Source organism: Agrobacterium sp. SUL3, from assembly GCF_001263295.1.
Classification (GTDB): Bacteria; Pseudomonadota; Alphaproteobacteria; order Rhizobiales; family Rhizobiaceae; genus Agrobacterium; species Agrobacterium tomkonis.
The window spans coordinates 404,925-431,538 of the sequence record NZ_KQ414499.1; the positions used below are offsets into that span (position 1 = coordinate 404,925).

General features: G+C 59.6%; 23 protein-coding genes. 12 read left to right on the forward strand and 11 right to left on the reverse strand.

Annotated elements, in window-relative coordinates; translation table 11 throughout:
* Positions 1-11: 11 nt before the first annotated feature.
* On the forward strand, positions 12-932 hold the full coding sequence (locus tag AKG12_RS05760; RefSeq protein ID WP_052818133.1) for a sugar kinase: 921 nt from the start codon (positions 12-14) through the stop codon (positions 930-932).
* Positions 933-1,103: 171 nt separating this feature from the next.
* Entirely contained in the window at positions 1,104-2,153 is a 1,050-nt protein-coding gene (locus tag AKG12_RS05765; protein ID WP_080842530.1) for a bifunctional monoglucosyl/glucuronosyl diacylglycerol synthase, read from the forward strand.
* Between the two features lie 198 nt (positions 2,154-2,351).
* Here AKG12_RS05765 and AKG12_RS05770 read toward each other — a convergent pair whose 3' ends face one another.
* The 5 genes from AKG12_RS05770 to AKG12_RS05790 form a co-directional block, all read right to left on the reverse strand.
* Positions 2,352-2,963 carry a hypothetical protein gene (locus tag AKG12_RS05770; protein WP_052818137.1) on the reverse strand — a complete coding sequence of 204 codons (612 nt, stop codon included), beginning with the start codon at positions 2,961-2,963 and terminating at the stop codon, positions 2,352-2,354.
* Positions 2,964-3,083: 120 nt separating this feature from the next.
* Entirely contained in the window at positions 3,084-3,692 is a 609-nt protein-coding gene (locus AKG12_RS05775) for a DUF2026 family protein (RefSeq protein WP_052818139.1), read from the reverse strand.
* Positions 3,693-3,888: 196 nt separating this feature from the next.
* On the reverse strand, positions 3,889-5,319 hold the full coding sequence (der, locus tag AKG12_RS05780) for a ribosome biogenesis GTPase Der (RefSeq protein ID WP_052818141.1): 1,431 nt from the start codon (positions 5,317-5,319) through the stop codon (positions 3,889-3,891).
* Between the two features lie 130 nt (positions 5,320-5,449).
* A complete protein-coding gene (locus AKG12_RS05785; protein ID WP_052818143.1) occupies positions 5,450-6,121 on the reverse strand; it encodes a tetratricopeptide repeat protein in 672 nt (223 codons plus the stop codon).
* A 155-nt stretch (positions 6,122-6,276) separates the two neighbouring features.
* Complete coding sequence (locus AKG12_RS05790; protein ID WP_046797890.1) at positions 6,277-6,861, reverse strand: NnrU family protein; 585 nt, start codon at positions 6,859-6,861, stop codon at positions 6,277-6,279.
* A 151-nt stretch (positions 6,862-7,012) separates the two neighbouring features.
* Between AKG12_RS05790 and AKG12_RS05795 the strand changes: the two genes are divergently transcribed.
* On the forward strand, positions 7,013-7,996 hold the full coding sequence (locus AKG12_RS05795; RefSeq protein WP_052818146.1) for a polysaccharide deacetylase family protein: 984 nt from the start codon (positions 7,013-7,015) through the stop codon (positions 7,994-7,996).
* A gap of 244 nt (positions 7,997-8,240) precedes the next feature.
* Here the strand turns inward: AKG12_RS05795 and sbmA are convergent, their stop codons facing one another.
* The 4 genes from sbmA to AKG12_RS05815 form a co-directional block, all read right to left on the reverse strand.
* Positions 8,241-9,509, reverse strand: coding sequence for a peptide antibiotic transporter SbmA (gene sbmA / locus AKG12_RS05800; RefSeq protein WP_052818148.1), 1,269 nt, complete (start codon positions 9,507-9,509; stop codon positions 8,241-8,243).
* Positions 9,510-9,691: 182 nt separating this feature from the next.
* The gene (locus tag AKG12_RS05805; protein WP_052818150.1) at positions 9,692-10,882 is read right to left on the reverse strand and encodes an MFS transporter; all 1,191 of its coding nucleotides are present in this window, start codon (positions 10,880-10,882) and stop codon (positions 9,692-9,694) included.
* A gap of 329 nt (positions 10,883-11,211) precedes the next feature.
* Positions 11,212-11,964 (reverse strand): type I methionyl aminopeptidase, encoded by a 753-nt coding sequence (map, locus tag AKG12_RS05810; RefSeq protein ID WP_052818153.1) that lies wholly within the window; start codon positions 11,962-11,964, stop codon positions 11,212-11,214.
* Between the two features lie 54 nt (positions 11,965-12,018).
* Positions 12,019-13,080 carry an LLM class flavin-dependent oxidoreductase gene (locus AKG12_RS05815; RefSeq protein ID WP_052818357.1) on the reverse strand — a complete coding sequence of 354 codons (1,062 nt, stop codon included), beginning with the start codon at positions 13,078-13,080 and terminating at the stop codon, positions 12,019-12,021.
* 232 nt (positions 13,081-13,312) lie between these two features.
* Here AKG12_RS05815 and AKG12_RS05820 point away from each other — a divergent pair, with 232 nt between their 5' ends.
* From AKG12_RS05820 to AKG12_RS05840, 5 genes are all read left to right on the forward strand, one after another.
* The gene (locus tag AKG12_RS05820) at positions 13,313-14,089 is read left to right on the forward strand and encodes a 3-hydroxybutyrate dehydrogenase (protein WP_046798406.1); all 777 of its coding nucleotides are present in this window, start codon (positions 13,313-13,315) and stop codon (positions 14,087-14,089) included.
* A gap of 136 nt (positions 14,090-14,225) precedes the next feature.
* Positions 14,226-15,695: a xanthine dehydrogenase small subunit gene (gene xdhA / locus AKG12_RS05825; protein WP_052818156.1), complete on the forward strand. Its 1,470-nt coding sequence runs from the start codon at positions 14,226-14,228 to the stop codon at positions 15,693-15,695.
* 3 nt (positions 15,696-15,698) lie between these two features.
* Positions 15,699-18,038, forward strand: a complete 2,340-nt coding sequence (gene xdhB / locus AKG12_RS05830; protein WP_052818159.1) for a xanthine dehydrogenase molybdopterin binding subunit — start codon at positions 15,699-15,701, stop codon at positions 18,036-18,038.
* 195 nt (positions 18,039-18,233) lie between these two features.
* Positions 18,234-19,088, forward strand: coding sequence for a xanthine dehydrogenase accessory protein XdhC (gene xdhC / locus AKG12_RS05835; protein WP_052818161.1), 855 nt, complete (start codon positions 18,234-18,236; stop codon positions 19,086-19,088).
* Between the two features lie 237 nt (positions 19,089-19,325).
* Complete coding sequence (locus AKG12_RS05840) at positions 19,326-20,255, forward strand: LysR substrate-binding domain-containing protein (protein WP_052818164.1); 930 nt, start codon at positions 19,326-19,328, stop codon at positions 20,253-20,255.
* Here AKG12_RS05840 and AKG12_RS05845 read toward each other — a convergent pair.
* A complete protein-coding gene (locus AKG12_RS05845; protein ID WP_046798405.1) occupies positions 20,231-20,569 on the reverse strand; it encodes a hypothetical protein in 339 nt (112 codons plus the stop codon). The two genes, AKG12_RS05840 and AKG12_RS05845, sit on opposite strands and share 25 nt — an antisense overlap.
* 463 nt (positions 20,570-21,032) lie before the next feature.
* On the opposite strand from AKG12_RS05845, the gene puuD reads away from it, so the two are divergent.
* The 3 genes from puuD (at position 21,033) to AKG12_RS05860 (ending at position 24,632) form a co-directional block, all read left to right on the forward strand.
* Entirely contained in the window at positions 21,033-22,295 is a 1,263-nt protein-coding gene (gene puuD / locus AKG12_RS05850) for a urate hydroxylase PuuD (protein WP_052818166.1), read from the forward strand.
* Positions 22,292-23,602 (forward strand): guanine deaminase, encoded by a 1,311-nt coding sequence (guaD, locus tag AKG12_RS05855; protein WP_052818169.1) that lies wholly within the window; start codon positions 22,292-22,294, stop codon positions 23,600-23,602. Before puuD ends, guaD begins: the two co-directional genes overlap by 4 nt.
* A gap of 307 nt (positions 23,603-23,909) precedes the next feature.
* Positions 23,910-24,632, forward strand: coding sequence for a sulfite exporter TauE/SafE family protein (locus tag AKG12_RS05860; protein WP_082178743.1), 723 nt, complete (start codon positions 23,910-23,912; stop codon positions 24,630-24,632).
* A 30-nt stretch (positions 24,633-24,662) separates the two neighbouring features.
* On the opposite strand, the gene AKG12_RS05865 is transcribed toward AKG12_RS05860, so the two are convergent.
* Positions 24,663-25,244 carry a hypothetical protein gene (locus AKG12_RS05865; RefSeq protein ID WP_082178716.1) on the reverse strand — a complete coding sequence of 194 codons (582 nt, stop codon included), beginning with the start codon at positions 25,242-25,244 and terminating at the stop codon, positions 24,663-24,665.
* A gap of 177 nt (positions 25,245-25,421) precedes the next feature.
* On the opposite strand from AKG12_RS05865, the gene AKG12_RS05870 reads away from it, so the two are divergent.
* A complete protein-coding gene (locus tag AKG12_RS05870) occupies positions 25,422-26,555 on the forward strand; it encodes an alpha-hydroxy acid oxidase (RefSeq protein ID WP_052818173.1) in 1,134 nt (377 codons plus the stop codon).
* Positions 26,556-26,614: the final 59 nt, after the last annotated feature.

Below are 26,614 nucleotides of genomic sequence, written 5' to 3' on the forward strand. Positions count from 1 at the left end.
AGGATGACGGCGTGGGCGGACGGTTTCTGTCGATTGGCGAATGCATGGTGGAATTGTCGCAGGCCGGCAACGGGCTGCTGCGCAAGGGTTTTGCCGGGGATACGTTCAATACCGCCTGGTATGCCCGCGCCTGCCTGCCACAAGACTGGTCGGTCGATTATTTCACCGCGCTCGGCGACGATCCGCTTTCGGAAGACATGCTGGCCTTCATTGCGGAAGCCGGCATCTGCACGGGAACAATCCGCCGCATCAAGGGCGGCACGCCGGGCCTTTACCTCATCAACCTGAAAGACGGCGAACGCACCTTCAGCTATTGGCGCAACGCCGCCGCCGCAAGGCAGCTGGCAGCCGACGCAGACCACTTGCGCCGAACGGTGGAAAGCGCTGACGTCATTTATTTCTCCGGCATCACCCTCGCCATCCTCGCCTCCGCGCATGATGTCGATACGTTTCTGGCCGAGCTGCGCCGCGCCAAGGCGGCGGGCAAACCCGTGGTCTTCGATCCGAACATCCGCCCGCGCCTCTGGGCCGACAAAGACGTGATGCTCGAGACAATTACCAACGGCGCACGCGCCGCAACGCTTGTGATGCCGAGCTTCGATGACGAGGCCAGCCATTTCGGCGACGGATCGGTCGAAGCGACCATCGACCGTTACCGTTCGCTTGGCGTCGAGAACATCGTGGTGAAAGACGGCGCGAAGGGTGCGACGCTCGATTTCGGCGGCAGCCGCAGTCACGCCCCGGCGGTGAAGGCCGTGGACGTGGTGGATACGACAAGCGCCGGCGACAGCTTCAACGGTGCTTTCCTCGCCCGTTATGTGACCGGCAGTTCGCCGGAGGAAGCGGCCACCTTCGCGGCAAGGGCGGCGGCAACCGTCATCGGTCACCACGGCGCGCTGATCAGCCCCGAGCTGCTGCCGCTAGTGGGATAAGGCTCCGCCGCACTGGGAAGCGCCGTGAACAACCGCAAACTTCTGCACGAAAACCCCACTTCCCCACCGTCACATGGCCTGACATGATCCTGTAACACGCGCGCCGCATATACGGGCGGAAGCCGGGCAATGGGGAATCGCCTGCGCGCAGATGAGCAGGATCAGTGTTTCATGACGAGAATCACGATTGTCACAGATGCCTGGCACCCGCAGGTCAACGGCGTGGTTCGCTCGATAGAAAACACCAATACCGAGCTGGCGCGGCTGGGTGTGGATGTGAACATGGTCACGCCCCAGAGTTTCTACAGCATTCCCTGCCCCACCTATCCGGAAATCCGCCTCTCGGTCGCCGGCTATCGCCGTGTCGCGGCCGAGATCGAAAAAAGCCAGCCCTCCTTCGTGCATATCGCCACCGAAGGGCCGCTGGGTTTCATGGCGCGGCGCTGGTGTGTGAAGAACCATATGCGTTTTTCCACCAGCTATCACACCCGCTTTCCCGAATATGTCGCGGCGCGTTTTCCAATCCCGGAAAGCTGGCTTTATGCTTTCGTGCGCTGGTTCCACAATGGCGGCAACACCTGCATGGTGGCGACGCCGAGCCTCGAGACCGAGCTGGAAGCACGCGGCGTCAAGAACCTGAAGCGCTGGAGCCGGGGCATTGATGCCGAACTGTTCCATCCGCGCCCGAAAACCACGCTGCCTTTCGATCTGCCACGGCCGATCTTCATGACGGTCGGTCGTGTGGCGGTGGAGAAGAACCTGCCGGAATTCCTGGAACTCGACCTGCCCGGATCGAAGGTCGTCATCGGCGATGGCCCGGCCCGCCATGAGTTGCAGGAAAAATATCCCGGCGTGCTGTTTACCGGCGTCAAGACCGGCGAAGAGCTGGCCGATGCCTATGCGCAGGCGGATGTCTTCGTTTTCCCCTCGAAGACCGACACCTTCGGCAACACCATTCTGGAAGCGCTGGCAAGCGGCGTACCCGTTGCCGCCTTCCCCGTCACCGGGCCGATCGACATTCTCGGCGGCAACCCGGCCGCCGGCGCGCTGGATGACAATCTTCGCAATGCCTGTCTGGCAGCACTTCATTGTTCACCGCAGGAGGCGCTGGCGCTTTCCAAAAGCTACAGCTGGGAAAAGGCGTCGCGGCAATTCCTCGACAACGTCATTCACGCGGCTGGAAAATCCCTGCCGCTCCTGTCCCGCTCACGGCTGGCCTGAAGGTAAACACATCCCCCGGTTTTTTCTGCAAGGACAGTGGACGAAACATGACGGGAATGTCACAAGGCGATCAGGACGCGACTGCCGTTATCTTTAGAACGGGGTCGGGCTGCTGATTGACGTCAGGCGGTTGCCGCGAGATTACGCTGGCCGTCCTATTTCAAGATGATACCCCGCCAGCTCCATTGGGATGCCGCTTCAGGATATAGGAAGAAGCTCTTTTTGCTGGGCTGCGGACCATTGGTTGATCTTCTCGATAATGTCCTTTGGAGCGATCGGCAGGGCGCTGTTCGGTATGACAGCCACCGTTCCGTGAAAAACCAGCACCAGACTGTCGGGCGGCGTGATTGCGAGATGATAGCGCGCCCAGCTCAAGTGCACGGTGTCCAGCCGTGTGACCTGCTTGAAGCCTTCGGGCCCGATTTCGATCAGCAAATGAGGCGAATACATGCGCTCGTGCGCGATATTCCAGTGTGCCAGAACCTCGTAATAGGATTTCGCCTCCCGTCTCGCGCCCTGCCAGATAATGCACCAGATGACGAGGGCCACGATCGGTGCGGGTGCAAACACCCAATAACCGACCACCGGCCAGACACCCGGGAACCATGGCAGGCTTAGGGAATAGATGAAACCGGCAGCCAGTCCCGCAAATATCGACAGCTTCACTCTTGCCGAGGCAAGATGGCGCGTCCACGACTTGTCGAGAATCATGCTGTAATTTTCATACGCCTGATGTTGATAACCATGGACATAGTCGGGGATATGTTTCGGGTCGGGCGTGAAGCTTATTGAAATCGTTTCATCGGCCATAGGAGCACGTCATCCCGTCCCTGTGCAGTTTAATCTGCGTAGCAGGGTTGCCCTTATAAATCAAAAGACCTTTCGCTGCCGAAACCTTTGGGGATCAGCGCCGTGCGGCGGAACCTGCCTTCACCATGCTCCGGTAAGCATTTGCCCGGAAAGCGGCACAGTCCGCGGCTTGCCGTCCTTATCCGTCACCGACAGCGATGCCGACATCTGCTTCGGCGATTTGCGGAACCAGTTGGCGGCGACGCTTGCCATATCCCCGAGCATGGCGTGGTGGTGCCAGTCGGCAAAGCGTCTTGCCGTCGCTTCAGGTTCTGAACGGTAGAAGAAATCACCGGATTGCCCGAGATCGTTGATTGATGCCGCCATCGTGGATAGTGGGCGCTGAAACATCTTCGGCGGCACGGACAATCCCCGGGCACCATCGGCAAAAGCCGGCGCCATGAAATCGATCACCCATCCATCCGCCTCGACCCAGCAATGGAAATTGTCGCCCGCACCCGTCACGTAACCATCGTCACGATGATCCGCAAACAGCAGGACCTTCCCATCCAGATTATAGGCGGCAAGCCCACCCTTCGGCAAAGCCTTGACCTTGTAGTGCTGCTTGAGGATGAAAGCGCCGAAGGTACTGAAATACATCGAGGCCGAAGCGGGATCGGCATTCTGGCTGAGGAGCAGGCTGTTGATGACCCGGTAAATCCGGTGATAGTCGGTCTGCTTGATCAGCATGGTCTTTTACTCTTCAAAACAAGACGTTGGACGAGCGCCCGCCGCTTGTTTCTTCTCCCCGGGGGGAGAAGTCCGCGGCAGCGGGATGAGGGGGCGAGGGTCGAGATATCAGGAGAGGTTGCCCCCTCATCCGACCCTTCGGGCCGCCTTCTCCCCGAGGGGGAGAAGAAATGCGCGGCGACTCTTCACGTCAAAATCAACGCCTCTTCTTCGCCTTGCTCTCGAACGGATTATCCGACCCACGATAATGCACCCGGATCGGCACGCCAGGCATGTCGAAATCCTTGCGCAAACCGTTCACCAGATAACGCGTATAGCTCTCGGGAATGGCTTCCGGGCGGGTGCAGGAAATCATGAAGGCGGGCGGGCGAGCCTTGACCTGCGTCATATATTTCAGCTTCAGGCGACGGCCGGAAACGGCCGGCGGCGGATGCTGCGTGGTCTGCCCATCCAGCCAGCGGTTGAGCCTGGCGGTAGAGATACGGCGGTTCCAGACCTTGTCCGTATCGATGATGCTCTGCATCAGCCGGTCGAGGCCATAACCCGTCTGACCGGAGATCGGCACGGCGCGGATGCCGCGCGCCTGCGGCAGCAGCCGCTCGGTCTTTTCACGCAGATCGGCCAGATAGGCCTGCGGGTCTTCCACCAGATCCCACTTGTTAAAGGCGAGCACGGCGGCGCGGCCTTCGCGGATAACGAGGTCGACCAGCTGCAGATCCTGTTTTTCGAACGGGATGGTGCTGTCGAACACAATCACCACCGTCTCGGCAAAACGGATGGAGCGCAGCGAATCCGCCACCGAGAGCTTTTCCAGCTTCTCCGTCACCTTGGCCTTGCGGCGCATGCCGGCCGTATCGAACATCTTGATGGTGCGGCCGCGCCAGTCCCATTCGACCGAAATACTGTCGCGGGTAATGCCGGCTTCCGGGCCGGTCAGCAGCCGGTCTTCACCGAGGAAACGGTTGATGAGTGTCGATTTGCCCGCATTCGGTCGGCCGATAATGGCGACGCGCAGCGGCTTGGTCTCGTCATAGACGGGCTCTTCGTCTTCCTCTTCCTCGCTGCCGGGCTCAGCGCGCGGCAGAACAATATCCGTCTCCGCCTCGTCCACTTCAGGCGGGAAGGCGGCATCTTCGCCGATCGCCGCAACGATGGCGTCGCGCAGGTCGATCATGCCCTGACCGTGTTCGGCCGAGATCGGGCAAGGCTCGCCAAGACCGAGCGTGAAGGCATCGTAGAAACCGGCGTCAGAACCGCGCGCCTCGGACTTGTTGGCCACCAGCACGACAGGCTTGCCGCGACGGCGCAGCATTTCGCCGAGCGTCTCGTCGGCGGGCGTCAGCCCCGCCTTGGCGTCAACCACGAACAGCGTTACATCGGCTTCATCGATTGCGGCTTCCGTCTGCGCCCACATGCGGCCCTGAAGCGTTTCCGGCCCGGATTGCTCCAGACCGGCGGTATCGATGATGGTGAAACGCAGATCGACAAGCTTCGCGTCGCCGGGGCGGCGGTCACGGGTCACGCCTGGCGTGTCGTCCACCAAGGCCAGCTTCTTTCCGACCAGACGGTTGAAAAGCGTGGACTTGCCGACATTGGGGCGCCCGACTATGGCGACGGTGAAGCTCATTGTTGTCTGTTCCTTAGAGCAAGTCTGCCCAAAACGTTACCTGTTTTGGGCAAAAGACATGCGTAAAATAATCAGTTGGATCGCTTTGGCAATGCGAAGAAATGCCGGGGCGATAGCTCGGAGAGCGGCTTTAAGCAGCTTTGCCCGAAGCGGTGATATTGTCGAGCATGATCTGCGCACGGCTCGTCACGTTGCGCGGTGCCTGCGTGTCGTTGACGATCTGCTCGAACCATTGTTTGGCCTTGACGAAATCACCGGCCTTGTAGGCAGCAAGGCCGAGTGCCTCGCGGGCCGACGCCCGCATCGTCTGGCCTTCGGCGCTTAACGGCTCGGCCAGTGCAACCACCTGATCATAGGTGCCGTTATCGACCAAAAGCCAGGCCGCCCGCACCTTGGCCGTGTCGCGGAAGACCTGCGGCGCAGATGTATCGTTGCCGATGGCGGTGAAGGCAGCGATGGCGCCGGCCGCATCACCCTTCTGCGACAGCAGCGTGGCCGAACGGAACTTCGCCAGCACAGGATAATTGCCGTGACCGGAGGTTTCGAGATCGGCAAAGGCCTTCAGCGCCTCATCCGTCTTGTTTTCAGAAGCGAGCGTCAGCGCCGCAAGGAACTGGTCACCGGAATTGGAAGCGCGGCTGGTGTTCCAGTATTCGTAAATGCCGGCGCCGGCAGCACCGAGAACCACGAGAACGGCGGCGCCCGCAACCACGATACCGTAACGGCCCCAGAAGCGCGACAGCTGCTCGGAGCGGATCTGCTCGTTCACTTCGCGGATAAAGGTATCATTTTCGTTTGCCATCAAATTCTCCGTTACCCGCGCGGAGATCGTCGCCGATCCATCCGTCCGCGGACATACCAAGCCGCTTACCCGGGCAAGCACAAGCGTGGCCGACCGGGTCATGGTCGGCCTTCTAGCCTATTTTGCCTGATATGTAAGGGGGAAACGTTGATTTCCTACATCGCGATCGGCTGAACGCCGATCAACCATTCGTGCAGTTTCAGGATGAAAGCCCCCCAGAGAACGATGCCGCCGACAATGGCCACCACATCATAGCGGCCCGAGACGAAGGGACGGAGCACTTTTTCGCCCGCCCTTTCCCGCCGCTTCAGCGAAATGCGCATCACCACACCCCAGGCAAGGAACGACGCAAAAAGCAGGATCGAAGAGGTTTCGCCATTCGCCAGAAGATGGGCGAGCGCCCAGATCTTGACGGAGAGAATGAGCGGATGCTTCGTCTTCACCGCGATGTGGCCAGCCGGTATGAGGCTGGCGATAAGACAGATCATCGCCGGCAGCATCAGCGTCACGGCAAGATGGCTCGTCCAGACCGGCGGATACCACAACATGCCCGTCTCCTGCCGGGCTTCCCCAAAGGCATAAATGACGAGGCCAAGCGTGATGAGGCTGGCGACGGAATAAAGCCCCTTGAAAGGACCTTCACCCAGCTTCGCAATCATTCGCGCGCGAAATTGCGGCGCAAACACCTTCAAAAGATGCGTCAGGAAAAACAAGGCAAGACAGAGTACGAGAAAAAGCATGGAACACGGTCCCCCGGTGGATCGGAACGCGGCCCTATCACCGCGAGGCAGAACAGGAATTAGGCTGAAAGACGTAAAAAAGCCAGACTATTCAAAGCTTCGCCTTATTCCACCCGCAAAAGGCCAAAGTGTATCATATGACGGATGACTGATGTTTCGCCCATTTACCGCTTTTTCCCTGTCGCTTCTCACCGCCCTGCCCGCTTTCGCCGAAAATACGGAAAAGCCGAAGCAGCTCGTCATCGTCTCCTTTGACGGTGCGGGCGACAATACGCTGTGGGAAAGAAGCCGGGCGACGGCGAAGGAAGTCGGCGCGCATTTCACCTATTTTCTCGCCTGCACGCTGGTCATGGACCGCAAGACCAGCGCCAAGACCTATCAGGGTCCGGGCCAGAAGGCCGGTCGCTCCAATGTCGGTTTCGGCCAGTCGCCGGAAGAGGTGGAGACGAGGCTCAGAAACATCTGGGCCGCCTATCGTGAAGGCAACGAGATCGGCAACCACACCTGCGGCCATTTCGATGGAGGCCAATGGACCGCCGAACAATGGGACGGCGAATTCACCACCTTCACCAGCACGCTGGAAAATGCCTGGCAGATGATCGGCAAGAAGGGCGAAGAGCCTGAAGGCTGGCGCAACATGGTGAAGAACATCAACGGTTTCCGCGCACCCTATCTGTCGCAGGGACCGGCACTGACCGCCGCCCAGAAAAAACACGGCTTCGTTTACGATGCCACCAGCATCACCAAGGGGCCGGAATGGCCGGCGGAGCGCGACGGCATAGAGCATTTCGGCCTGCCGCTCATTCCCGAAGGGCCGGGCAATCGTCCCATCATCGCCATGGACTACAATCTCTTCATCCGCCACTCCATCGGCGTCGAGACGCCGGATCGCGCCAGGGAATTCGAGGACCGCGCCTATGCGGCCTTCCGCAATGCCTTCGACAGACAGTACAATGGCGAGCGCATTCCGCTACAGATGGGCTTTCATTTCGTGAAGATGAATGGCGGCGCCTATTGGAACGCCTATGAACGCCTGCTGCGCGAAGTCTGCCGGCAAGACGATGTCGCCTGCGTGAGTTATGCTGAGGCCATGCCGATGATCGAGGCCCGCAAGAAGCAGAAAACCGAGGGGTAAACTTCCTCACACTCTCCGTTTCGTGACAAAGGTCGAACACCTCTCCTCCGTCATGCCGGGCTCGACCCGGCATCCAGCCACGGCGCGTCTGCGCCGTGATAAGAGTCTTTTGCGATCAAGGACTTGATCGCGCTGGACCCCGGATCTAGTCCGGGGTGACGGGTGCGGATGAGGCAGTTCATCAAACACATCGTCACCGTAGGACATGCTCAAGAGCTGAAGGCGGCCAATCGACCGCCTTTTTTCAGGGCTTGTTGGCCGCCAGTTCACCGGCTTCCGCTTCCCGCTGCAGATAACGCACGTCGATATCAGGCAGGGGCTTGTCGTCGATTGCCGCTTCGAAGGCGACAAGACGCTTGTGGATGGACAGCAGTTCGATGATCGTCGTCCAGGAATTGACCAGATACTGGAACGAATTGCTGACCTGACCAAAGGCCGTAGCGATCTGCTGGTAGATACCATAGGTGATCTTGCCGGCGACGATGGTGGGAACAAGCATCAGGAGCAGGAACACCGCATCGGCCTGAATGTAGAAATACCGTGCGACGTTGAAATAGAGATAGTGCCAGTACATGCGGAAATAATTCTTCCGCACATTGGAATAGAGCTCCTTGACTGTCGGCGGCTGGGCGCGGTCGGCGTGATCCTCGCCATAGACGAGTTCCTTGCGATAGGCAGCTTCCACACGCTGGTTGCGGAAGTTCAAACCGGGCAGCTTGATGCCAACCGTCGCCAGGAGCACCGTGCCGAATATGGACCAGACGATCGCCAGCCAGAACAGCGCATGCGGCACTTCACCGATGATCGGCAGTTCGGAAACGTAGGACGACAGCGCAAACAGGATCGGCAGAAAAACGACGAGCGTCATTACCGAATTGATCAGGGTGATGCCCAATGCCTCCAGCGTGGAGGAGAAGCGCATCGTATCTTCCTGAACACGCTGGGACGCACCTTCGATGTGGCGCAGCTTTTCCCATTTGGACATGTAGAAGTCGTTCATCGCGGTTCGCCAGCGGAAGATGTAATGGCTGGTGAAGAAATCCGTCAGGATCGAAACCGCCATGCTGAGAAAGGCGATCTTGGCGAAGACGATCTGGAGGCTGTAAAAATCCCAGACTTCGATACCCGGTTGTTTGGAAAGGGCATTTTGCAGAAGATCACCGAAAGGCCGCCGGAAATTATTGATGACGACGGAAATCTGGACGCCGAAATAGGTCACTGCGATAATCAGCAGTGATCCCCAGATAGACCAGAGCTTCCAGGGGTGATCCCTGGCGATGACGGTCCAGACGACGCCGAATAACGCCAGGCACGATGCGAGATAGCCGTAAAAGAACAAGTTTGCCGGAACCAGAAAATAACTGAGATCATAGGGTTCCTGTTCTGGCATCACGTAGCCCCAGGACGCCCCTACCCTTTCAACGATGAAATACCAAGCAAGAATGGCGAAGAAGGCCCAAACGATGGCGGATGTAAAGAAAGCTTTCGGCTTGGGAAAGAAAGAATGAAACACGTTTTCGAACTCACGCGCGTTTGAAATCAGCCATTATTGGCGAAGCACTAGATGGCCCGAACCTAGGGCAGAAATTTGTGCACAGCAACGGCGAAGCGCGGACCTTAACAAGATGTAAGACGAAGTTGGCGAAACGAGCCAAGATGGAACACCGCATAAAGGCTGGGAAAGACGGCCCGCGCCTAACGCTTCCGCTCTGTGGCGAGCACCGGCAGCATCAGCACAATACTGACGACAAGCACGGCGGAGGCGAGAATGCTGGGTGCGGTAAAACTGCCCGTCACCTCGGCGATCCAGCCGGCGGCCAGTGGCCCGACGATCTGGCCCGTTCCGAAGGCCGCCGTCATCAGCGCGAAGGCGCGGCGCGGGCTTGGCCCGGCAAATTCCCGGCCGAGCTGCAGGCCATAGGCGGTGATGACCATGAAGGTCAGCCCCAAGAGTAGGCCACCCGCCAGAACGCCCGGCACGGGCGGCAGCATCACGGAAGCAAAGACGCCGATGGCTTCGACGGCAAGAACGATCACGAAAGCGCGCTTCAGCCCCTGTGACTTCAGCACCGGCTTCCAGAGAAACAGGGAAACGGCGGCGGCGCAGCCGGTGATGAACCAGGCCAGAAATTCCACGAAGGCACCGGCAGCAGCCATGCGGGCAATCGCCACAATGAAGGTGGCGGTGATGACATAACCAAAACCGAAAAGCCCATAGGCGAGCGTTGTCAGAAACAGCGGCCGCGTCCAGTTGAGCGGCGGCTCCGCCGCCGAGGATGCATGTCGCGGCGGGCCTGCGGGCAGCACCCGCCAGACGAGAAGGAATGTGGCGAAGGAAAAGGCAGCACCTGCGATCCACTCCTCACGCCATGAGGAACCCCCGCCATCAAAAACGACGCCGATCAGATAGACCGCAAGCGAGGAGATGGCGATGCCCGCGCCGACACCGCCATAATGCAACGCCTGGATATTATCCCTGCCCGCTTTGACGGCATGGCCGATGACGATCTGCGAGGTGAAGATCATGGTCAGTGCGCTGGCGACACCGGCAAGAAACCGGATGATGGTGAAGGCCGCGACGGAATTGAAAGCCGCCATGGCCAGCAGCAGCGCAGCGGTGGAAAACAGACCGCCAAGTGCTACCAGCCGCTCCCGTCCAGAGCCCCAGGAATAGGCCGAAAGCACCGCACCCGCCAGATAACCGGCAAAATTGCCCGCCGCCACAATGCCCGCATCCCCCGCCGAGAGCGGCACATCCGCCATCATGCCGGGCAGGATGGGGGTGAAGGAAAAGCGGCCGAAACCCATGGCGGAGGCCATCATCAGCGCCCCGGAAAATCCGAGTGCGGTCAGATGTCTGGCGGAAAGTGGCTTGTCGATGCTCATGCATGGCTTATCGCAACGGGGCGGATGAGGGACAAGCGAGTTATTTTGATCGGCCTCATAAGCCGACTTTATCTGTCAGTTTGCGAGCGTCGGAATGTTCGGGTGTGCCGCTTGTTTCTTCTCCCCGCCGGGGAGAAGGTGGCCCGAAGGGTCGGATGAGGGGGCAAGCTCTCCGAAATCCGGCGAGGGCGCCCCCTCATCCCGCTGCCGCGGACTTCTCCCCCTCAGGGAGAAGAAGCAAGGGGCACCCGCTCGCCTCACTCAGGGCCAAGACGAGACAATAGACGTTTGTAATTTGCCCTTGATAAACGGAACTCAGCCCCCGCCCCTCACTCAACCAGCGTCAGAACCAACGGCCCGTTCTTCGTCGCAACCACGGTGTGCTCATACTGCACCGTCGGCGCGCTCGGGTCGCTATAGAGCGTCCAGGGATCGTCATCGCCGTCTTCGGCCCAATAAGCGCCCGTCGAGAGAAATGGCTCGACGGTGAACACCATGCCTTCCTGCATGATGCGCCGTTCGTCCTTGTCGGGCCAGGTCGCCAGTTCCTTCGGCTCTTCATGCAGCGAGCGCCCGATACCGTGGCTCGCCAGATTGGTGATCAGCGTATAGCGGTTCTTTTTCGCAAAAGCGCCGATGGCATTGCCGATATCGGCAAAGGGCCGGCCGGTTTTCACCTGCTGCAGGCCTGTCCACATGGCGCGTTTGCCATCGCGGCACAGCCGTTCGATCTCCTTCTTCACCGGCGGCACGGCGAAGGACGAACCGGTATCGCCAAAGAAGCCGTTCTTCACCGCCGAGACATCGATATTGACGAGATCACCCGCCTTGATGATGCGTGGCCCCGGAATGCCGTGGGCCACTTCCTCGTTGACGCTGATGCAGGTCGCGCCGGGAAACTTGTAGCAGAATTCCGGCGCCGATTGCGCACCGTTATCCTCCAGCACCTTGCGGCCGATGGCATCCAGCTCGGCCGTGGTGATGCCGGGTTCCAGCGCGTCCGCCATGGTCTGCATGGCAACGGCGCACAAACGGCCGATATCCTTCAGCAGAACCAGTTCTTCTTCGGTGGAAATGACCATGTCTCTGTCCGTCGTTCTATATGGCGGGTCTCAAAACGCCCGCCTTGGTAATCATCAGGCCGTGGCTTTCACCGGATCGGCACTCCCCGTCAATTCTTTTCTGACGATCGGCGCGACTTTCGTACCATAAAGCTCGATGCCGCGCATAATCTGGTCGTGCGGCATCAGGCCGATGGCCATCTGCAGCAGGAAGCGATCATTCTTGAACACACCATGTGCCTTGATGATCTTTTCCGCCACCAGCTCGGGTTCGCCGAGGAAGAGATTGCCCTCCGGCCCGCGCGCCGCATCGAAATGCGCGCGGTTCGTCGGCCCCCAGCCGCGCTCGCGGCCGATGCGGTTCATCACCTCCGCCTGCGGGCCGTAAAACTGGTCCGCCGCCTTGTCTGTTGTGTCGGCAATGAAGCCGTGCACATTGATGCTGGTGCGCAGCGTGGTCTTTTCCTGACCGGCCCGGCGCGCCGCCTCATGGTAAAGATCGAACAGCGGTGCGAAGCGGCGGTATTCGCCGCCGATGATGGCAAGCGCCACCGGCAGGCCCATGGCCCCGGCACGCGCGACCGATTGCGGCGTGCCGCCCACCGCGATCCACACCGGCAGACGCTCCTGCAGCGGGCGCGGATAGACCCCACGCCCATTGATGGCCGGATGTTTGGTGCCGGACCAGGTGACGATTTCCTGTTCGCGCAGCGCCAGCAGCAGATCGAGCTTTTCGGCGAAGAGCACGTCGTAATCTTCAAGGTCGTAACCGAACAGCGGGTAGGATTCGATGAAAGAGCCGCGCCCGGCCATGATTTCGGCGCGACCGTTCGACAGAAGGTCGACGGTCGAAAATTGCTGGAATACCCGCACCGGATCATCCGAACTCAACACCGAGACGGCGCTGGTGAGACGGATGTTCCTGGTTTTCACCGCCGCCGCCGCAAGCACGGTGGAGGGTGAGGAAGCGACATAATCCGGGCGGTGGTGCTCGCCCAGCCCGAAAACATCGAGCCCGACCTGATCGGCAAGCTCGATTTCCTCGAGAAGATCCTTCAGACGGCGCGCGCCTTCCGGCCCGCGGCCATCGGCGGGATTGGGATTGACATCCGCGAATGTGTAAAGACCGAGTTCCATAAACGATACCTCTGTTTGCTTGCCACAGAGATAGGCACGGACAGCCCCCCAGACAAACGCAAAATCTGGAAGCTTAGCTTCGAAAAAATGGATAGGCGCAGCCGGATTCACCACCGCGCCAGCCTTCCCTGAAATGCCCCCCGAAATCGCGCCCCAAATGACGATTGCCAGCCCGCCCCCTTTGGGCATAACCTGCTTAAACATGTGCGAAGTAATGCAAAAAGGGGAAAGCATGCATCGGACAGTTATCGTGACAGGCTCCACAAGCGGTATCGGCCTTGGCATCGCCCAGCGGTTTGCAAGGGAAGGCGCCAATCTCGTACTGAACGGTTTCGGCGACGAGGACGAGATTGAAAAGCTTCGACTTTTGCTGGAAGCCGAAAGCGGCGGGCGCGTGCTTTATCACCCGGCGGATATGACGAAACCGGACGAGATTGCCGACCTCATCAATTCCTCCCATGAAAAGCTCGGCTCGGTGGATGTGCTCATCAACAATGCCGGTATCCAGCACATCGCGCCCATCGAGGACTTCCCGACAGAAAAATGGGACTGGATCATCGCCATCAATCTGACCAGTTCCTTCCATACCATGCGCGCCGCGATACCGCTGATGAAGAAGGCCGGCAAAGGCCGCATCATCAACATTTCCTCGGCCCATGGTCTCGTCGCCTCGCCGTTCAAATCGGCCTATGTGGCGGCCAAGCATGGCATCATGGGCCTGACGAAGACGGCGGCGCTGGAACTTGCGCAAACCGGGGTTACCGTCAACGCCATTTGTCCCGGTTACGTGCTGACACCGCTGGTCGAAAAGCAGATACCGGAAATGGCCAAGGTGCGCGGCATCAGCGAAGAGGCGGTGAAGAACGACGTGATGCTGGAATTGCAGGCGACCAAGCAATTCGTCACCGTCGATGACGTGGCGGCGGCGGCCCTGTTTCTGGCAAGCGACGCCGCAAGCAATATCACCGGCACGCATATTTCCGTGGATGGCGGCTGGACGGCGCAATAATTGCCGGATTTTCTTTCCGTTCTGGAAACAATGAATTGCCAAAACGGAAATCGATATGCGCGCACGGGCGTGCATAGATGTATCGGGAAAATGACAAGAAACCGGCTCGGCAGCCGGACAAAAAGCAGGGCATTGCATGAAAGACGCGATCAGCTTCATCCTCAACAGCGAAACCATCTCGCTGAAGGATTTCGGACCGACGGACACGCTTCTCGATTACCTCCGCATCAGCAAGCGGTTGACCGGGACAAAGGAAGGCTGTGCGGAAGGCGACTGCGGTGCCTGCACGGTGCTGGTCGGGCGGCTGCTCGATGGTTCGCTGCGTTATGAAAGCGTCAATGCCTGTATCCGCTTTTTGGGCTCGCTGCACGGCACTCATATCGTCACGGTGGAGCATCTGGCCGCGCGCGACGGCACGCTTCACCCCGTGCAGCAGGCCATGGTGGATTTCCACGGTTCGCAATGCGGCTTCTGTACGCCGGGCTTCATCATGTCGCTTTATGGCCTCTGGCTATCAAGCGAAAAACCCGGCCGCGCCGATATTGAAAAGGCGCTGCAAGGCAATCTCTGTCGATGCACGGGCTACGAGCCGATCGTGAAGGCCGCCGAAAAAATCGCCGCGGCCCGCCCGAGTGCGCTCTTCGACCCGCTGCAACGTGACCGCACCGACATCATGGCAAGGCTCTGGGCGATCCGCGAAAACGAGACGATCACGGTCACCAGCGGTGAGGATCGCACCATCATTCCGGCGACGCTTTCCGATTTGACCGAGATTTACGCCGCTGAACCAAAGGCCACCATCGTCGCCGGCTCCACCGATGTCGGCCTGTGGGTGACGAAGCAGATGCGGGCGCTGAACCCCGTCATCTTCATCAACAATCTCGGCGATTTGCAGGCGATTACGGTGGATGAGGAGGGCGTGACATTGGGTGCCGGCGTCACCTACAGCCAGGCCTTCAAGACCGTTGCGACGCATTTCCCGCCGCTTGCACAGTTGTTTAACCGCCTCGGCGGCGAACAGGTCCGTAATATGGGCACCATCGGCGGCAACATCGCCAACGGCTCGCCCATCGGCGACACGCCGCCGGCGCTGATTGCGCTTGGCGCGACGCTGACCCTGCGCTCGTCTTCCGGCGGCCGCAGCCTGCCGCTGGAAAGCTATTTCATCGACTACGGCAAACAGGACCGGCTGAGCGGCGAATTCGTCGAAAAGCTCTTCATCCCGTTCCAGAAGCCGGAAAGCCATTACGCCGTCTACAAGATTTCCAAGCGGCGCGACGAGGATATTTCCGCGCTCTGCGCCGCTTTCAATCTGACGCTTGATGCCGATGGCGCGGTGGAAGACATCCGCATCGCCTTCGGCGGCATGGCCGGCACGCCGAAACGGGCCGCGCATCTGGAGGCAGCCCTTCTCGGCAAGGCGTGGTCGCAGGATACCATCGATGCGGCGCGCGATGTGTTGGATGAGGATTTCACACCGCTCACCGACTGGCGCGCCACCGCCGAATATCGGCAGCTGACGGCGAAAAACCTGCTGACGCGGTTTTTCCTCGAGACTTCGGGCGAAAAGCAGGAACTTGTACGTTTTGCACTGGAGGAGGCTTGAACCATGGACACCACAAGCTTCGACAAGACCAAGACCGAAATCGACGGCCCCATCCACACGTCGCTCCGGCACGACTCCGCCCACAAGCATGTAACGGGCAGCGCCGAATATATCGACGATATCCCTGAGCCCGCCGGTCTCGTCCACGGCGCGCTCGGCCTTTCCGACCGGGCGCACGCCGAAATCGTCTCGATGGACCTTTCCGAAGTCGAGGCCACACCGGGCGTCCTGTGGGTCATGACCGGCAAGGACGTGCCCGGCGAAAACGATATCTCGTCAGGCGGTCGCCACGATGAACCTTTACTGGCCGAGACAAAGGTCGAATTCCACGGGCAGCCGATCTTCGCGGTTTTCGCCGAAACCCGCGATATCGCCAGAAAGGCGGCCCGCAAGGCGAAGATCACCTATAAGGACCTGCCGCATTTCACCGATATCGACACGGCGATTGAAAATGGCGGCGCGCTGGTCATCGATCCGATGACGCTGAAGCGCGGCGATGCCAAGATCGAAATGGATGTCGCACCGCGCCGCCTCACCGGCACGATGCGGATCGGCGGGCAGGAACATTTTTATCTCGAAAGCCACATCGCCATGGCCGTGCCGGGCGAGGATGACGAGGTGACGTTGTGGAGTTCCACCCAGCATCCCAGCGAAATCCAGCACATCGTCAGCCACATCCTGCAGGTGCCGTCCAATGCGGTTACCGTGCAGGTGCGCCGCATGGGCGGCGGCTTCGGTGGCAAGGAAACGCAGGGCAACCAGTTCGCAGCCCTCTGCGCCATCGCTGCCAAGAAGCTGAACCGGGCCGTGAAAATCCGCCCGGACCGCGACGAGGACATGAGCGCCACCGGCAAGCGCCATGATTTCCGCGTCGATTACGAATTGGGCTTCGATGAGGAAGGCCGCATCCACGCCGTCGACGCCACCTATGCCGCCCGCTGCGGTTTTTCCTCCGATCTGTCAGGTCCGGTCACGGATCGCGCGCTGTTCCATGCCGATTCCAGCTATTTCTACCCGCATGTGCATCTGACCTCGCGGCCGCTGAAAACCCACACCGTCTCCAACACCGCCTTTCGCGGTTTCGGCGGCCCGCAGGGCATGCTGGGCGCGGAACGTTTCATCGAGGAAATCGCCTATGCGGTGGGCAAGGACCCGCTCGATATCCGCAAGCTGAATTTCTACGGCGAGACCGGCTCGGGCCGCACCACGACGCCCTATCACCAGGAGGTCGAGGACAATATCATCGCCCGCATCGTCGAGGAGCTGGAAACCTCCAGCGACTATCGCGCGCGGCGAGAGGCGATCGTCGAGTTCAACAAAACGAGCCCGATCATCCGCAAGGGCATCGCGCTCACGCCTGTCAAATTCGGCATTTCCTTCACCATGACCGCCTTCAATCAGGCGGGTGCGCTGGTGCATATCTATAATGACGGCTCCATCCACCTGAACCATGGCGGCACCGAAATGGGCCAGGGCCTTTATACCAAGGTGGCGCAGGTGGTGGCTGATGCCTTCCAGGTGGATATCGGCCGGGTGAAGATCACAGCCACGACGACGGGCAAGGTGCCGAACACGTCAGCTACTGCAGCCTCCTCCGGCACCGACCTTAACGGCATGGCCGCCTATGACGCGGCCCGTCAAATCCGGGAAAGGCTCGTCAAATTCGCCGCCGAGAACTGGAACGTGCCGGAAGAAGAGGTCGCCTTCCTGCCGAACCGGGTGCGCATCGGCCTTGAGGAAATCGCCTTCAATGATTTCATCAAAAAGGCCTATTTCGCCCGCGTGCAGCTTTCCGCCGCCGGTTTTTACAAGACGCCGAAAATCCACTGGGACCGCGCCGCCGGCCGCGGCACGCCGTTTTATTATTTCGCCTATGGCGCGGCCTGCTCGGAAGTGTCGATCGATACGCTGACCGGCGAATACCTGATGGAACGCACCGATATCCTCCACGATGTCGGCAAATCGCTGAACCCCGCCATCGATATCGGCCAGATCGAGGGCGCTTTCGTGCAGGGCATGGGCTGGCTGACCACGGAGGAATTGTGGTGGGACGGCAAGGGGCGGCTGCGCACCCATGCGCCTTCCACCTACAAGATCCCGCTCGCCTCCGACCGGCCGAAGAGCTTTAACGTCAGGCTGGCGGAATGGGCGGAAAATGCCGAACCCACCATCGGCCGCTCCAAGGCCGTGGGCGAACCGCCCTTCATGCTGGCGATCTCGGTTCTCGAAGCCCTCTCCATGGCCGTCGCCTCCGTCGCCGATTACAAGGTCTGCCCGCGCCTCGATGCGCCGGCAACGCCCGAGCGGGTGCTGATGGCGGTGGAACGGCTGAAGAAGGTGTGAGGGAGGACGTACCCATGCGGCCGAGCCCCCTCATCCGTCCCTTCGCGCCACCTTCTCCCCGGCGGGGAGAAGAAATATGCCGCGCCGACTCGCCTTTCCTGAAAGTATGTAAGGTGGGCGAAGCCAGCGCTCCGGGTTTCTTCTCCCAGCGGGGGAGAAGGTGGCGCGCAGCGCCGGATGAGGGGGCCAGCCCCAATGCCTGACACTTCCTTATCCACTTTCCTCGCCCGCTCTCCCGCAACGATCCTCGTGGAAATCGAGGCCGTGAAAGGCTCATCCCCGCGCGAAGCCGGCACCTTCATGCTGGTTTCGCAAGACGGCCTTTGGGAAACCATCGGCGGCGGGCAGTTCGAATATATGGCCATAGACCACGCCCGTGCCATGCTGCGGAGCGGCGTTGCCGAAGACCGGATGGATATCCCGCTCGGCCCGGAAATCGGCCAATGCTGCGGCGGCCGCACCCTCATCCGGTTCCGGCTGATAACGGCGGAAATCGCGGCAGCGCTTGAAGCACGGGTTAAGGGCGAAGCCGAGCAGCAGCCCGCAGTCTTCATTTTCGGGGCGGGCCATGTCGGCAAGGCGCTGGCCGAGGCCCTGTCGCTTCTGCCTTTGACGCTAACCGTGGTGGAAACCCGTGAAAACGAACTGCGCGATCTTTCTCCCGGCGTCGCATCCGTGCTGACCCCGATGCCGGAGGCTCTCGTCGCGGAAATTCCCGCAAACGGCGCGGCCATCATCGTCACCCACGATCACGCGCTCGATTTCCTGATTGCAAAGGAAGCGCTTGCCCGCGACGATCTCGCTTATGTCGGCATGATCGGTTCCAAGACCAAACGCGCCACCTTCGCCCATTGGCTGGAACGGGAAGGAGAGCCCCCTTCCCGGCTTCAAAAACTCATCCTGCCCATCGGCGGCACAAGCGTGAGGGACAAGCGCCCCGCCGTCATAGCGGCCCTTGTGGCAGCCGAGTTGCTGCAAGCATTTTCCGCTGCCGAAATCCGTCGCAACGAAAATCGACACGCCCATCCTCAAGACCAAGATCACGCTTGAGCCCATCGGGCAGGCTTTCATCAGCCAGATTGTCCGGCTGAAAGCTTTCAAAGGCAAACTGTTCCGCTGTCCGCAGGCCCGCACGCAGGCGGGACCACGCGCGCAAAAGTGCTGTGCGCATGTTCGTCTCCATTCAAAAATGTCAGAAGCTCAGTTGATGAATTGAGCTAAAAATGCTCTGGTTTCAGGAGAAAAACCAATGAAACCTTTGGCCTTTGGCATAAAGAGAACTTATCCATGAAGATGTCTCGCCAGTTCCCCCTGAATGCCCTGCGCGTCTTCGATGCCGCCGCAAGGCATCTGAGCTTCACCAAGGCCGGTGAAGAGCTGGGCATGACGCAGACGGCGGTGAGCTATCAGGTGAAGCTGCTGGAGGAGAACATCGGCGAGCCGCTTTTCCTGCGCACGGCACGGCAGGTATCGCTGACGGAGGCGGGAGAGAAACTGGCGCCCAAGGTTGCCGACGCCTTCAATACGCTGCGGGAGGCCGTCGACAGTGTGCGCGAGACACCCGACGCCACCCTGACCATACATTCCACGGCCACCTTCGCATCACGCTGGCTGTCGCGACATCTGGGCGCCTTCCAGCTTGAACATCCCTCCATCGCCGTCAGGCTGGAAACATCGGGCGCCCTGATTGATTTCAACCAGTCGGACTGCGATGTCGCCATTCGCTGGAGTCGGGACGACGGCAAGGGATTGACCTATCATCGGCTGCTTCGCGGCGTTTATACGCCGATGCTGCATCCCGATCTTGCGCAAAGCATCGATGGTTTGAAGACGCCTGAAGACCTTCTGCGCCTGCGTATCATCGATCCCGGTGACGTGTGGTGGAGCCAATGGTTCCGGGAAGTCGGTATTGAAAATCCTGATCTGGAGCGTTATCCGCGCAGCCGCCTGAACGTACAGGCTTTCGAAGCCGCAGCGGCGATCGCCGGTCAGGGTGTGGCCATGCTCACCCCTGAACTCTACGCCGATGAGATCGCGCTTGGCCGTCTTTACCAGCCCTTCGAGCATCTCAGCAGCGAAGGAAAGAACTACTGGCTCGTCTATCCCGAAAACCGCAGGAACATCCGCAAGATCAAACTGTTTCGCGACTGGATATTGAAGCGGATCGAAGAAAGCCGGCCGCCGCAGCCCCATCAATACCCCATGTCAGGCGCGTAAAAACAGCGCGGCGTATCCTCGTCCGGAAACAGGCAAAGATGATATTCGCCGTCCTCCGACCGTCTTGCCTCGCTCTGCGACCAATTGAAGGTGTGGCGTCGCGTCACCATGCGATGATCGCCGGGGGCGAGCGAAACCTCATATCCGTCGGGCGTGACACGAACGCTGCGCGTAGGGATCATCTGGCAGTCGCCGGTTTCGGCATCGCCATTGCAGCAATAGCTTTCATATTTGAACCCCTTGTGGGATTCATGGGCAAGTGCTGTGGCGGTGAACGCCAGAGATAAGAAAAGGACCGTCAGAACAAGGCGCATCGGCATGGTCTCCGTTGAAAACAACGGCGGCTGCCGGAAGGTCATTGCGTCCCTTCATTCAAATTCCACACATCAACACGCACCCGGACACAACGGCACCGGGAACCGCGACACCTGCCCCTGATCTGCCCCCGCCACAGGGTTCGCAGCACCCACTTTCGGAATAACCGCCAGCGAAACATGTCATGGAAGCTTTAAAAGCTCCGCAGCCCTTTATTTTAGCACATCATCAGACTGCTCACGGAATAATAGCTGAGTCGCGTTAGCCAGCTAAGCACAAACTATTGGGCAGCAAACCGTCACCGCAACTTTGCCGGGCCTGTTGTCGCAAATATTCCACCCGATTGATGTTGTGCACACAAGCGAACCGGATTGTGAACAATCGCCTCCCATCCTCTGCTTTTCCCTTCCCTAACGGCCAAATTTCTCGCAAGGTGCGCTGCACAAGGATCAGGGGAACCGCATGTACGAATATGCCATTGCGTGGGAATGGATGGCCTTTGCCGTCCGCTGGCTCCACGTCATCACCGCCATCGCCTGGATCGGCTCGTCCTTCTATTTCATCGCGCTCGATCTCGGGCTGGTCAAACGGCCGCATCTGCCGCCGGGGGCCTATGGCGAGGAATGGCAGGTGCATGGCGGCGGCTTTTATCACATCCAGAAATATCTGGTTGCGCCTGCCCAGATGCCCGAGCACCTGACATGGTTCAAATGGGAAAGCTATGTCACCTGGCTTTCCGGCTTCGCCATGCTCTGCATCGTTTATTATGGCGGCGCCGATCTCTTCCTCATCGATCATTCCGTGCTGGCGCTCACCCAGTTCCAGGCAATCTGTCTGTCGCTCGCTTCACTGGCCATCGGCTGGCTGTTTTATGATTTCCTCTGCAAATCGCCGCTCGGCAACAATACCTGGGGCCTGATGATCGTGCTCTATGTCGCGCTGGTGGCGATGGCATGGGGTTATACGCAGGTCTTCACCGGCCGCGCCGCCTTCCTGCATCTCGGCGCGTTTACCGCCACCATCATGTCGGCGAATGTGTTCTTCATTATCATCCCGAACCAGAAGATCGTCGTCGCCGACCTGATCGCCGGGCGCACGCCGGACCCGAAATATGGCCGCATCGCCAAGCAGCGCTCGTTGCACAACAACTACCTGACGCTGCCGGTCATCTTCTTCATGCTGTCGAACCATTATCCGCTGGCCTTTGCCACGCAGTTTAACTGGATCATCGCCGCACTGGTCTTCCTGATGGGCGTCACCATCCGACACTGGTTCAACACCACCCATGCCCGCAAGGGCAAGCCGACTTGGACCTGGCTTGCGACCGCGCTGATCTTCATCGTCATCATGTGGCTTTCCACCGTGCCGAAGGTGCTGACCGGCGAAGAGGAACAAAAGGCCGCCACCCTTTCGCCGATGCAGCAGCAATTCGTCAGCGACGCCCATTTCGCCAAGGCGCGCGATGTGGTTCAGGGCCGCTGTTCCATGTGCCATGCGGCCGAGCCTGTCTGGGAAGGCGTGCCCTTCACGCCAAAATCGGTGAAGCTCGAAACCGACGAACAGATCGCCGCCCATGCCCGCGAAATCTATTTGCAAGCCGGCCGCAGCCATGCCATGCCTCCCGGCAACATCACCGCCATCACCCCGGATGAGCGCAAGGTGCTGACCGCATGGTATGAAAGCGCGGTTTCCGGGGCCGGAAAAGCCGAAGGAAAGACTGAATGAGCATGGTTCTGCTGCGTGGCCGCCTGCTGAGCTTCCGCCGCGCGCCGCTCGCAATCGACGATACGCAAAGTTATCTCTATATCGAAGACGGTGGCCTGCTGATCGAAGACGGCCGGATCGCCGCCATCGGCGAATATGCCGATATCCGCAAGCAAGCCCCCGAAGATATCGAGGAAAAGGACCACCGGCCGCATCTCATCGTGCCGGGCCTCATCGACATGCACCTGCATTTTCCGCAGATGCAGGTCATCGGCTCCTACGCCGCCAATCTTCTTGAATGGCTGAACACCTATACCTTCCCGGAAGAATGCCGTTTCGTTGAAACCGCGCACGCGCAGCGCATCGCCACGCATTTTTACGACGAGCTTCTGCGCCACGGCACCACCACGGCCGCTGCCTATTGCTCCGTGCACAAGACCTCCGCCGACGCCTTCTTCACTGAGGCCATGAAGCGCAACATGCTGATGGTGGGCGGCAAGGTGATGATGGACCGCAACGCCCCGCAGGGCCTGCTCGACACGCCGGAAACCTCCTATGACGAGACGCGTCAGGTCATCGCCGACTGGCACGGCAAGGGCCGCAACCACGTCGCCATCACCCCCCGCTTCGCCATCACCTCCACGCCGAAGCAGATGGAAGCCGCACAGGCGCTGGCGCAGGAATTCCCCGATCTCTTCATCCAGACGCATCTCTCGGAAAATCTCGACGAGATCAAATATACCTGCGAACTCTACCCTGATGCGACCGACTATACCGATATCTATGTGCGTTACGGCCTGATGGGCAAAAAGACCCTGCTCGGCCACGCCATCCATCTCTCCGAGCGCGAGGCGGACGTGCTGTCGGAAACCGGCGCGGTGGCGGTGCATTGCCCCACGTCCAACCTCTTCATCGGCTCCGGCCTCTTCCCGATGAAAAAGCTGCAGCGTCGGGAAAAGCCCGTGCGCATCGCGGTTGCGACCGATATCGGCGGCGGATCGAGCTATTCCATGCTGCGCACCATGGACGAGGCCTACAAGATCCAGCAATTGCTGGGAGAGCGCCTGAACCCGCTGGAAAGCTGGTATCTGATGACCCGTGGCAATGCCGAGGCCCTTTCCATGGTCGACCGCATCGGCACGCTGGAGGCCGGCACGGACGCGGACATCACCGTACTGAATGCCTCTTCCACCCCCGCCATGGCGCTGAAGATGGAAGTGGTGAACAGCCTGACGGAAGAACTCTTCCTGATGCTGACCATGGGCGACGACCGCACGGTGGTGGAGACCTATGTGGCCGGCAGGGCGATGAAGAGCGTGCTGGCATAGTTCGGCTGAGGCCGAAACATAAAGCTGCGGCCTCCTTTATATCGGTCACATATTGGAGTGAGCGGGTGCTGCTCGTTTCTTCTCCCCGCCGGGGAGAAGGTCGCGGTAGCGGGATGAGGGGGCAAGCTTGCGGTCTATCGCTGGCGTTGCCCCCTCATCCGACCCTTCGGGCCACCTTCTCCCCGGCGGGGAGAAGAAGCCGTGTCGCACCCGCTCGATTCTTAATGATCGTCCAACGCCATACCGGCCAAAACGAGAATGACCTCTGGAGTGCGCCGTGCCGGATTTGGACACAACCACCATGCTCATGGTTTTCGCGACCTTCACCGTCGCGGGCATCGTCAAGGGCGTGACCGGCATGGGACTGCCCACCGTCGCCATGGGCGTGCTCGGCCTGTTCATGCCGCCTGTCGTCGCCGCAGGCCTGCTCATCCTGCCATCCTTCATCACCAACATCTGGCAATTGCTGGCCGGGCCTGATTTCCGGGCCATCGTGAAGCGGCTGTGGCCGATGATGATCGCCATTGCCCTCGGCACCCTCATCGGCATCCGGCTGATGACATCAGGCACCGGCGTCTGGACCACCTCGGCGCTCGGCCTGTGCCTTGCGGCTTACGCGGCCTATAGCCTCTTCGCCAAACCCCTCTCCGTTCCGCCACGGCTGGAAGCCAGGCTCTCGCCGGCCATAGGGCTGACAACCGGCCTGCTGACCGGCGGCACCGGAATTTTCGTCGTGCCCGCCGTGCCCTATATCCAGTCGCTCGGTTTCAGCCGGGATGATCTCGTGCAGGCGCTCGGCCTTTCCTTCACCGTCTCCACCGTCGCGCTCGCCGCCGGTCTTGCTTCCCAGAATGCTTTTCGTGTCGAGCATCTGTCGCTTTCCGCTCTCGCCGTCCTGCCAGCGCTTCTCGGCATGTGGCTTGGCCAAAAAATCCGCCATATCGTCAGCCCGGCGACGTTTCGGAGCTGGTTTCTCATCTGTTTGCTTCTGCTAGGCTTCGAATTGTTTCTGCGTGCATTCTGGAATTAACCCGCGCTGTCGCCAAGCATGGCAAGCACATTATTTCAACGGTTTGATAGCCGTGTAGCTTACGGTTTCTTCGTTACTGGTACCTTCGTCGTAGATCTTTGCAACCGTTGCAAGCAGATCCGGCGCATAAACCGCCGTCCAGCGTTCAACTTCCTCACCGTTTCTTCTGACGTCGTAAAGGACGTTGAAAACGTCATAACTGCAATAACCAATAGAAAAAGCCCGTCGTTTTGTAACGGCAAGGTCCAGAGTCCACTTCTCCTTAAAAGCATCGGCGTCCAGCGGAATGAATTCGAAAGTGCGGCGGGCACCGACTCTCAACGGCCAGAAATCGTTCAAATTCGACGTGAAATACTGATTGTAATTCCCGTCATTTCCCGAACGGAAAATTTCTATAAGCCCTTGATACAGGAAAGCCTTCTGTTTTCCACCGTCAGCAAAGCCATGTTGAACGGAAACCACCGGTCCCGATGTTTTGAATTCGCTTTGCACGCCACTATGACTAAGGACAAATCCGCTCTTATGACTCTTGACCGAAGGGCACTCCGCTGCAAAAGCAATATTTGGAACTATAAGAACGGCAGCAAAAATTCTAAGTAAGTATATAAACATTATTAAAAATTCCGATTCGGAGATATACTTATAGAATTGCCCGATACCAAGAAAATATCAACTCTAATTTTGAGGTGAAAGCGATTCAAAAAAACCTTCAAACTGCGACTGTCCAACTCGCGCACCGACATCGAATATGATATGTGAAGCCATCATTTAAATGTGAAGGCTTTATCCATGGGCAAAATCCTGACCATAGCTGACCTGAAAAATCAGGCCCAGCGCCGTGTGCCAAAAATGTTTTTCGACTATGCCGATAGCGGCGCGTGGACGGAAAGCACCTACCGCGCCAATGAGGATGATTTCGCCAAGATAAAGCTGCGCCAGCGCGTGCTGGTTGATATGACCGACCGGTCGCTTGCCACCGAAATGGTCGGCGAGAAGGTTTCGATGCCGGTGGCGCTCTCCCCCACAGGCCTGACCGGTATGCAGCATGCCGATGGCGAGATGCTGGCGGCCAAGGCAGCGGAAGAATTCGGCGTGCCCTTCACGCTCTCCACCATGAGCATCTGCTCCATCGAGGATGTCGCTTCCGTCACCTCGAAACCCTTCTGGTTCCAGCTTTACGTGATGAAGGACCGGGATTTCGTCAACAACCTCATCGACCGCGCCAAGGCCGCCGGCTGCTCGGCGCTGGTGCTGACGCTCGACCTGCAAATTCTCGGTCAGCGCCACAAGGATTTGCGCAACGGCCTCTCCGCACCGCCGAAATTCACCCCGAAACATATCTGGCAGATGGCGACCCGGCCGAAATGGTGCATGGATATGGCTCGCACCAAGCGCCGCAGCTTCGGCAATATCGTCGGCCACGCCAAAAATGTCTCCGACCTCTCTTCGCTCTCCTCCTGGACGGCGGAGCAGTTCGATCCGCGCCTGTCCTGGAAAGATGTCGAATGGATCAAGGAACGCTGGGGCGGCAAGCTGATCCTCAAGGGTATTCTTGACGAGGAAGATGCGCGCGCCTCGCTCGATACAGGCGCCGACGCCATCATCGTCTCCAACCATGGCGGCCGCCAGCTCGACGGCGCCCATTCCTCCATCGCCATGCTGCCGAAGGTCGTCGATGCCGTCGGGGATAAGGTGGAGGTGCATATGGATGGCGGCATCCGCTCCGGTCAGGACGTGCTGAAGGCCGTGGCGCTCGGCGCCAAAGGCACCTATATCGGCCGCCCCTTCCTTTATGGCCTCGGTGCCGATGGCAAGCAGGGCGTGACCACTGCGCTCGAGATCATCCGCAAGGAAATGGATGTCAGCATGGCGCTTTGCGGCAAGCGGCTGATGACGGATGTGGACCGCAGCATTCTGGCGTGATGGTGACGCTGTAGTAGACGAGGCGATACCTCAGAGCCGGCGTATCAGAAAGTCCCGTA